Origin of the sequence: Intrasporangium sp. (genome assembly GCF_030452765.1) — a bacterium.
Lineage (GTDB): Bacteria > Actinomycetota > Actinomycetes > Actinomycetales > Dermatophilaceae > Intrasporangium_A.
Genome location: NZ_JAKDLO010000031.1, coordinates 23,064 through 31,227, shown reverse-complemented (window position 1 = coordinate 31,227; position 8,164 = coordinate 23,064). Strand labels below are relative to the sequence as shown.

9 protein-coding genes are annotated in these 8,164 nt (G+C 71.2%); 4 read left to right on the top strand and 5 right to left on the bottom strand.

Annotated features, from left to right (window positions below; all coding sequences use genetic code 11):
- Positions 1 to 274: 274 nt before the first annotated feature.
- Positions 275 to 478, top strand: a complete 204-nt coding sequence (locus L0H79_RS06050; protein ID WP_301483682.1) for an antitoxin — start codon at positions 275 to 277, stop codon at positions 476 to 478.
- Between the two features lie 92 nt (positions 479 to 570).
- Here L0H79_RS06050 and L0H79_RS06045 read toward each other — a convergent pair whose 3' ends face one another.
- From L0H79_RS06045 to L0H79_RS06035, 3 genes are all read right to left on the bottom strand, one after another.
- The gene (locus tag L0H79_RS06045; protein ID WP_301483681.1) at positions 571 to 1,623 is read right to left on the bottom strand and encodes a PP2C family protein-serine/threonine phosphatase; all 1,053 of its coding nucleotides are present in this window, start codon (positions 1,621 to 1,623) and stop codon (positions 571 to 573) included.
- Between the two features lie 122 nt (positions 1,624 to 1,745).
- Positions 1,746 to 2,228 carry a ribose-5-phosphate isomerase gene (locus L0H79_RS06040; RefSeq protein ID WP_301483680.1) on the bottom strand — a complete coding sequence of 161 codons (483 nt, stop codon included), beginning with the start codon at positions 2,226 to 2,228 and terminating at the stop codon, positions 1,746 to 1,748.
- A 34-nt stretch (positions 2,229 to 2,262) separates the two neighbouring features.
- The gene (locus tag L0H79_RS06035) at positions 2,263 to 2,880 is read right to left on the bottom strand and encodes a DsbA family protein (protein ID WP_301483679.1); all 618 of its coding nucleotides are present in this window, start codon (positions 2,878 to 2,880) and stop codon (positions 2,263 to 2,265) included.
- 154 nt (positions 2,881 to 3,034) lie between these two features.
- Between L0H79_RS06035 and pepN the strand changes: the two genes are divergently transcribed.
- From pepN to L0H79_RS06020, 3 genes are read left to right on the top strand one after another with little or no spacing between them, the layout of a single operon-like run.
- Positions 3,035 to 5,602 carry an aminopeptidase N gene (pepN, locus tag L0H79_RS06030; RefSeq protein ID WP_301483678.1) on the top strand — a complete coding sequence of 856 codons (2,568 nt, stop codon included), beginning with the start codon at positions 3,035 to 3,037 and terminating at the stop codon, positions 5,600 to 5,602.
- 47 nt (positions 5,603 to 5,649) lie between these two features.
- Positions 5,650 to 6,570, top strand: coding sequence for a mechanosensitive ion channel family protein (locus L0H79_RS06025; protein WP_301483677.1), 921 nt, complete (start codon positions 5,650 to 5,652; stop codon positions 6,568 to 6,570).
- Positions 6,571 to 6,601: 31 nt separating this feature from the next.
- Complete coding sequence (locus L0H79_RS06020) at positions 6,602 to 7,000, top strand: globin (RefSeq protein ID WP_301483676.1); 399 nt, start codon at positions 6,602 to 6,604, stop codon at positions 6,998 to 7,000.
- A 31-nt stretch (positions 7,001 to 7,031) separates the two neighbouring features.
- Here L0H79_RS06020 and L0H79_RS06015 read toward each other — a convergent pair whose 3' ends face one another.
- Positions 7,032 to 7,790: an enoyl-CoA hydratase/isomerase family protein gene (locus tag L0H79_RS06015; RefSeq protein ID WP_301483675.1), complete on the bottom strand. Its 759-nt coding sequence runs from the start codon at positions 7,788 to 7,790 to the stop codon at positions 7,032 to 7,034.
- Between the two features lie 32 nt (positions 7,791 to 7,822).
- Positions 7,823 to 8,110 carry a hypothetical protein gene (locus tag L0H79_RS06010; protein WP_301483674.1) on the bottom strand — a complete coding sequence of 96 codons (288 nt, stop codon included), beginning with the start codon at positions 8,108 to 8,110 and terminating at the stop codon, positions 7,823 to 7,825.
- Positions 8,111 to 8,164 lie beyond the last annotated feature (54 nt).

Here is an 8,164-nt window from a genome sequence, read left to right as displayed (position 1 = left end):
CAGCCGCTCGAGCCGGCCGGCCTCCCGCCTCGAGTGCCGGCCGCGGCGCACGAAGGTGCGCACCCGCGCCGGCGTGAGGTCCGCGGGCAGGTCGGGGGGGACGACGTGCGGCTTGCGGCGGTAGACGGCTCGCTCGGTCACCGCGACATCGTCCGGACGCGACCCGGACCGCTGAACATCCACGGTCCCGGAAGGTACCAGAGGGTCCCGCCGAGCGGCTAAGTTGCTTGTACAGGGAGCCGGACCGTGGTTCTCATGATCGAAAGGGCTGCACGTGGGCACGTTCGACGAGATGAAGGACAAGGCCGCCGGCCTGGTCGACCAGGCGGGCGACAAGATCGGCGAGGGCATCGACAAGGCGGGTGACCTCATCGACGAGAAGACCGGTGGCAAGTACGCCGACAAGGTCGACGTGGTTCAGGAGAAGGTCAAGGACGGCATCGACGGCATCGACGGTCAGAACGACGACATTCCCTGACCGGTCGAGACGACAGCGGGGCGCTCCGCCACGGAGCGGCCCCGCTGTCGTCTCCCCTGGTGTGTCCCTTCTTCCCGAACGCTCTGTGGAGCTCAGCGACGCCAGACCGTCACGACGGCGCGGTCGTCACCGTGGCCGGCGGCCGCATGGTCGCACAGGCGCTGCGCCAGCCCCGCGAAGCCCTTGGTCACGAAGAACTCGGCCCGGCCGAGCATCCGGTCGATACCGTCGTCGAGAGCGATGTCGCGGGCCTCGATCACCCCGTCGCTGTAGAGCACGAGCGCATCGCCGCCGCGCAGCCGGCCGTCCTCGCGGGGATAGTCCGCGTCCTCGATGACCCCCAGCAGCGGCCCGCGCCCACCCGAGAGAAGTGTCCAGCGGCCGGAGCCGGCCGAGAACTGGGCAGCCGCCGGATGGCCCGCGTAGCCGATCGTGAACGTGCCGGTCTCGAGGTCGATCGCCACGTGCACCGCAGTGGCGAACCCCTCGGGCCAGCGCAGCCGAAGCAGGTGGTTGTTCGCCGACCGGAGGAAGCCGCACTCGCTCATCTCGCCGAGCAGCCCGCCGAGCGCCCCGGACAGCAGCAGAGAGCGCGTCCCGGCGTTGCGCCCCTTGCCGGACACGTCGACGAGGGCGATCTCGAGCATGCGTCCGTCGGTCGACCGGGTCGCCACGACGAAGTCGCCGGCGAACCGGTCACCGTATGCGGACTCGAGAGCGACCTCGGCCCCCCATGTCCGGGGCAGCGCGGGCAGCTCTCCCTGGGCTCGGAGGCGGTCGCGCATGTCGACGAGCATCGACTCACCCTTGACCCCGACGAGCCCGACCTGCGACCGGGCGCGCGAGAGCCACAGCATCAGGAACATCAGCACGACGACCACGGCGACGGTCCCCTCCGTCGCGGCCTTCCGGTCGGCCAGCATGAGACCGACGACGATGATGTCCGCGGCGACGACGCCGCAGACGATCAGCAGCGGGACCGGCTCGAGGAAGAGACCGGCGCCGACGACGATGAGGGCGAAGACGGACCACGGCATGTACGCCGGCCACGCGAGGACGGCGAGCCCGGCGAGCAGGACGAGGCACACGAACATGACCACGAGCACGATCCGCGAGCGCTCGAGGCGCGAGGCGATCTTCCCCATCCTTCGAACCTGTCGACCTGTTGTTGGCCGTGGCTGCCGTGCCAGGACGGTGCGCGTCGCCAAGCCTTCATCCCTTTCGCGGATGCGGGCAGGCATCCAGTTCAGGGTCCGCTGTCGGCTCGTCAGTCTCGCGACGCCCCCGGCCGAGCCGGCAGCTCGCCGCTCTTCTCATACGCCGTCACCATACCGAGACGACGCGCGTGCCGTGGTTCATTCGTGAAGTCCGTCGCCACGAATGTGTCGACGATCTGGGTGGCGACCTGCTCACTCGTGAAGCGGGCACCGATCGAGACGACCTGGGCGTCGTTGTGCCGGCGAGCGAGCGCGGCGAGCTCGGGCGCCCAGGCGAGCGCGGCCCGGATCCCCGTGACCTTGTTGGCCGCGATCTGCTCGCCGTTGCCCGACCCGCCGAGCACCACCCCGAGCGAGCCAGGCTCCGCGGCGACGGCCGCCGCCGCCCGGAGCACGAACACCGGGTAGTCGTCCTCGGCCTCGTACTGCGCCGGACCGTGGTCGACGACGTCGTGACCGGCCCGGGTCAGGTGCTCGACGAGCACCGTCTTGAGGTCGTAGGCAGCGTGGTCGCCGCCGATGTGAATGCGCATGTGACTCCTCGTCGTCAACGGTCTCGGACAGGCCTCAGTCGAATATCGGGCCGATCGTGCGGGTCCGCTTGAGCTCGAAGAAGCCGGCAGTGCCGGCGACGAGGACGCAGCCGTCCCACAGCCGGCCGGCCGCCTCTCCCTTGGGAGCCGGGCTGACGACGGGCCCGAAGAACGCAACGCCCTCGACCGCGATGATCGGCGTGCCGACATCGGTGCCGACCAGGCCGATCCCGCGCTTGTGGCTCCGGCGCAGCGCAGCGTCGACGGTCTTGTGGTGCGCTGCCCTGCCGAGATCTGCCGGCAGGCCGACCTCGTCGAGCGCCTCGGCGACGACCTTGTCGAAGTCATGCATCTTCTGCCGATGGATCCGCTCACCCATGGCGTCGTAGAGCGGCTTGACGACCGCCTCGCCGTGCCGCTGGGTCGCTGCGACGATGACCCGGACCGGCCCCCATGCGTTGTCCATCAGCTCCTGGTACGCGGCGTCGAGGTCGTGCCGGTGCTCGTTGAGCACAGCCAGGCTCATCACGGACCAGGTGACGTCGACGGGCCGGACCTGCTCGACCTGCATGAGCCACCGCGAGGTCATCCACGCCCAGGGGCAGATCGGGTCGAACCACATCTCAACGCTCTGGGCCTGGGTCTCCGTCATGGCGTCATCATGCCAAACGGACCTTGTCCACACCGGTGGGGGCGAGCGGCTGAGACGGCGGGATCTCGTGCGAGGATGTGAGCCGCGAGCACGCGCCTGCCCAGTGAGGCCCCCGCAGCCGCGTCCCATCCGTCATCCCAAGGAGGCACCCCACGTGCCTGGCACCAACCTGACCCGCGACGAGGCCACGCACCGCGCCGAGCTGCTGCGCGTCGAGCGCTACGACGTCCGGCTCGACCTGACGACCGGGCCGGACACCTTCCGCACGAGCACGACGGTGACCTTCGACTGCCGCCAGCCAGGGGTGGACACCTTCATCGACTTCATCGGCGCGTCCGTCGAGCGGGTCACCCTCAACGGCGAGCCGCTCGAGCCGAGCCAGGTGTTCCGCGACTCCCGCATCACGCTGGCACACCTGCAGGCCACGAACGAGCTGACCGTCGACGCGACCGGGCGCTACACCAACACCGGCGAGGGCCTGCACCGGTTCGTCGACCCCGTCGACAACGAGGTCTACCTCTACACCCAGTTCGAGGTAGCGGACTCGCGCCGGATGTACACCGTCTTCGAGCAGCCCGACCTCAAGGCGAGCTTCCGCTTCACCGTGACGGCACCGGCCCACTGGAAGGTCGTCTCGAACTCGCCGACGCCGACGCCGCGCCCCAGCGGCGTCGGCCACCACGTCGAGAAGGCGACCTGGGACTTCGAGCCGACGCCGCGGATCTCGTCCTACATCACGGCCCTCATCGCCGGGCCGTACGACGAGGTCCGTGACGAGGTGACGACCCGCGGAGGCGTCGTCCCGCTCGGCGTGCTCTGCCGACGGTCGCTGCGGCAGTACCTCGACCCGGAGAACATCTTCGAGACCACCAAGCAGGGCTTCGCCTTCTTCGAGCGGGAGTTCGACCAGCCCTATCCCTTCGCCAAGTACGACCAGGTCTTCACGCCCGAGTACAACATGGGGGCCATGGAGAACGCCGGTGCCGTCACCCTCACCGAGGCCTACGTCTTCCGCTCCAAGGTCTCCGAGGCGAAGGTCGAGCGCCGGGCACTGACGATCCTGCACGAGCTGGCCCACATGTGGTTCGGCAACCTCGTGACGATGAGGTGGTGGGACGACCTCTGGCTCAACGAGTCGTTCGCCGAGTGGGCCTCGACGACGTGCCAGGCCGAGGCGACCGAGTGGACCGACGCCTGGACCACCTTCGGGACGGCCGAGAAGGCCTGGGCCTACGCGCAGGACCAGCTCTCCTCGACCCACCCCATCGCGGCCGACATGCGCCACCTCGAGGACGTCGAGGTCAACTTCGACGGCATCACCTACGCCAAGGGCGCCTCGGTCCTCAAGCAGCTGGTCGCGTATGTCGGCCGCGAGGCCTTCGTGACTGCTCTGCGCGAGTACTTCCGCACGCATGCGTGGGGCAACACCACCCTGGCCGACCTGCTCGGTGAGCTCGAGCGGGCCTCGGGCCGTGACCTCGGCGCGTGGGCCAAGCTCTGGCTCGAGACGGCCGGCGTGGGCACGCTGCGCCCCGAGCTCGAGCTCGCGCCGGACGGTACGTACCGCTCGTTCGCGGTGCGCCAGACCGCCCCGGTCGAGCACCCGAGCCTGCGACCGCACCGGCTGGGCATCGGGCTCTACACCACGGCGGACGGCGGTCTCGGGCGCGTCGGCTACCACGAGGTCGACATCGACGGCGAGCTGACCCCGATCGGCGAGCTCGTCGGCGTCACCCAGCCGGACCTGCTCCTGCTCAACGACAACGACCTCGCCTACGCCAAGATCCGCCTCGACGAGCGGTCCCTCGCCACCGCCCTGGCGCTGCCGCGTGGCTTCGACGAGTCGCTGCCCCGTTCACTGGTCCTGGGCGCGAGCTGGGACATGGCCCGCGACGCCGAGATGTCGGCACGCGACTTCGTGCGCCTCGTCCTGGCCGCCCTTCCCGGCGAGCGGGACTCGACCCTGCTGCGCGTCCTGCTCGGCCAGCTCCACAGGAGCGTCACCCTCTACGTCGCCCCCGCGCACCGGGGGGAGAAGCAGGCGATGCTCGCGGCCTCCCTGCGCGAGCTCGGCGAGCGGGCCGAGCCGGGCAGCGACGCACAGTTCCAGCTCATCGAGGGCTGGGCGGACAACGCCGTCGACGCTCGGGACGCCCCCCGTCTGGGGGCACTGCTGGCGGGCACCGAGCAGATCCCTGGCCTCGAGATCGACACGGACCTGCGGTGGACCCTGCTGCGGGCACTGGCCGCGCTCGGCGCCGCCGACGACGAGCTGATCGACGCAGAGCTGCGGCGCGACCCGACCGCGACCGGCCAGGAACGTGCCGCTCAGGCCCGCGCCGCGCGCCCGACCACCGAGGCCAAGGCCGCCGCGTGGCGCCTGGCCGTCGAGCAGACCGACCTACCGAACCAGATGGTCGAGTCGATCGCTGCCGGCTTCCAGCGCGCCACCGACCTGTCGCTGCTCGCCCCGTACGTCGAGCGCTACCACGACATGCTCGAGGGCGCATGGGCCGCGCGCAGCGTCGCGATGGGCGAGCGCGTCGTCGGCGGGTTCTACCCGTTCGCCCTCGCGAACGAGGACCTCAAGCAGGCCTCGGACGGATGGCTCGCGGCGCACCCCGACGCCCCGGCCGGCCTCGTGCGCACCGTCGCCGAGAACCGCGACGCGGTGGCGCGCGCCCTGCACGCGCAGGCCAAGGACGCAGGCAGCACGAACTGAGCGTGGCACCGGCGGCGGGCTGGGCGGCATACGTTTCAATGACTGGTATGCCGCCCAGCTCGCTGTCGTCGCTGACCTGGCCCGAGGCGCGTGACTGGCTCCTCGGTGCGCCGGTCCAGGTCGCCGTCATCATCGTCGTCGCCGTCGTCGCGCGGTGGCTGCTCCTGCGTCTCGTCGAGCGCGGCGTGGCGACGGCCACGAGCCGGCAGGCGCAGCGAATCGCACGGCTGCCAGGCCTGAGCGGGCGTGCGCCGGTCGAGGCCACAGGGGTCGGCGCCGAGCGTCACATGCTGCGCGCCCGGACGATGGGGGCGGTGCTGCGCAGTGTCATCACCATCGTCGTGGGGACGATCGCCCTGCTGACCATCCTCGCCGTCGTCGGCATCCCGCTGGGCCCGATGCTCGCGTCGGCGGGCATCGGCGGGGTGGCCCTCGGCTTCGGCGCGCAGAGTCTCGTCAAGGACTTCCTGTCGGGCATCTTCATGATCGTCGAGGACCAGTACGGCGTCGGTGACGTCATCGACACCGGCGAGGTGGTCGGCACCGTCGAGGACGTCTCGCTGCGGGTGACCCGGCTGCGCGACGCCCATGGGGTGGCATGGTACGTCCGCAACGGGGAGATCATCCGGATCGGCAACAAGTCGCAGGGCTGGTCGACGGCGCTGGTCGACGTCCCGATCGCCTACGACGAGGACGTCGAGCGGGCGCAGTCGATCATCCGCGACGTCGCGGCCGCGATGGCGCAGGACGAGACGTGGAAGCCGGCGCTGCTCGAGCCCCCCCAGGTCCCCGGGGTCGAGTCGATCGGCGGTGGGGCGATCACGGTCCGGGTCACCGCCAAGTGCGCGGCCGAGCAGCACTTCGGCGTGCAGCGGGAGCTGCGCGAGCGGATCAAGCTGGCCTTCGACGGCGCCGGGGTGCGCGGTCCGGCGCCCCTGCTGCCGCCCTACGGCAAGCCCCAGCCGTGACCCGGGCCGTCGCTCTGGGAGACTGTACGGCGTGACCGACCGGACGACGTACTACGAGGCCATCGGCGGCCACGAGGCCTTCGTCCGGCTGGTCCACGAGTTCTACCGGGGCGTCGCCGACGACCAGCCGCTCCGGGCGCTCTACCCCGAGGCCGACCTCGGGCCCGCAGAGGTGCGACTGCGCATGTTCCTCGAGCAGTACTGGGGCGGCCCGACGACGTACTCTCAGCAGCGCGGCCACCCCCGGCTGCGGATGCGCCACGTGCCCTATGCCGTCACCCCCGAGCAGCGGGACCGCTGGCTGCACCACATGATGAACGCCGTCGGCACGCTGGGGCTGGAGCCGCAGCTCGACGACATGCTGAGGGACTACCTGACCCGGGCCGCCTACTCGCTCGTCAATGCCCCTGGCCCGGACGGCACGTTCTGAGCAGCGGGCCGGTGCTCTCGAGGCGCACAGCTCAGCGCGAGACGAAGGCACTGATGAGCCGCTGGGCGTCCTCGGTCCGGACGGCGGCGCCGATGGTGCGGGCCTCGTCGGCGCCAGTCTGCGCCCGGGAGGCCGCGTAGGAGGACCGGACGAGCCGCCGCGCCTGCCCGAAGGCAGGGGCCGGGCCGGCGGCCAGCGACGCAGCCAGCTCGCGGGCCCGCTCGAGGACGGTCGCGTCGTCGACGACCTCGGTGACCAGGCCCCAGTCACAGGCCTCCTGCGCCGTGAGGGTACGTCCGGTCAGCATGAGCTCGAGGGCCCGCTGCTGACCGACGGCGCGCGGCAGCAGCCAGGACAGCCCGCAGTCGGGGGTCAGCCCGATCCCGGCGTAGGCGGTGACGAACTTCGTGCCGGCCGCGGCCACGATCACGTCACACGTGAGCATCACGGCCAGACCCGCGCCCGCGACGGCGCCCTGGACAGCCGCGACGACGGGCACCTCGAGCTCGCTGAGCCGCTGTAGGGCCAGGTCGGCCATCATCGCGAGGTGCTCGACGTAGGCGGGCGGGTCGTCGGAGGCGAGGAAGGAGCGCACGTCGCCACCGCCGCAGAAGCGCTTCCCCGCTCCGGTCAGCAGGACCGACCTCACCTCCGGCGCGGCGAGCTGCTCGACGACGAACGCGAGCCGCTCCGCGAGAGGCAGGTCGAGGGCATTCGCAGCCTCTGGACGGTTGAGCTCGACGCTCGCCAGGCCGTCGGTCACGTCCAGGCGGACCAGGTCGTCGGACATCGGTGCCTCCTTCGCCACGCGGGTGTGCTTCGTCAGGCTACCGGTGGGCCGGACTCGACCCTGCGACGCACCTCGGCAAGACCCACCTCCCCCTCGGGCACGTCCCACCAGCTCTCGATCCACCAGGTCGCGCCGGCCTGCGCCCACGCCGACTGGTCGGCCGGCTCGAGCACGGCGAAGTGCCCGTGCGAGTCGGCTTCGACCACGACCTCGTAGCCCGCCCACGGCAGACCCTGCCCTTCGCGGATCGCCCGCACGGCGTCGACGACCTGCGCGAAGTCCTCGACCCGGCGCACCCCGCTGCCGCCCTCGCCGCCCACCCCCGCTGCTCACCCAAGCGCGCGAGATCTGCGAAACCCCGCTCAGCGGCATAC

Bases quoted from the DNA above. Each gene is read 5' to 3' on its own strand.
- L0H79_RS06045 (WP_301483681.1), bottom strand. From the start codon at position 1,623: ATGGGGAAGATCGCCTCGCGCCTCGAGCGCTCGCGGATCGTGCTCGTG.
- L0H79_RS06035 (WP_301483679.1), bottom strand. From the start codon at position 2,880: ATGACGGAGACCCAGGCCCAGAGCGTTGAGATGTGGTTCGACCCGATC.
- L0H79_RS06040 (WP_301483680.1), bottom strand. From the start codon at position 2,228: ATGCGCATTCACATCGGCGGCGACCACGCTGCCTACGACCTCAAGACG.
- L0H79_RS06025 (WP_301483677.1), top strand. From the start codon at position 5,650: ATGCCGCCCAGCTCGCTGTCGTCGCTGACCTGGCCCGAGGCGCGTGAC.
- L0H79_RS06015 (WP_301483675.1), bottom strand. From the start codon at position 7,790: ATGTCCGACGACCTGGTCCGCCTGGACGTGACCGACGGCCTGGCGAGC.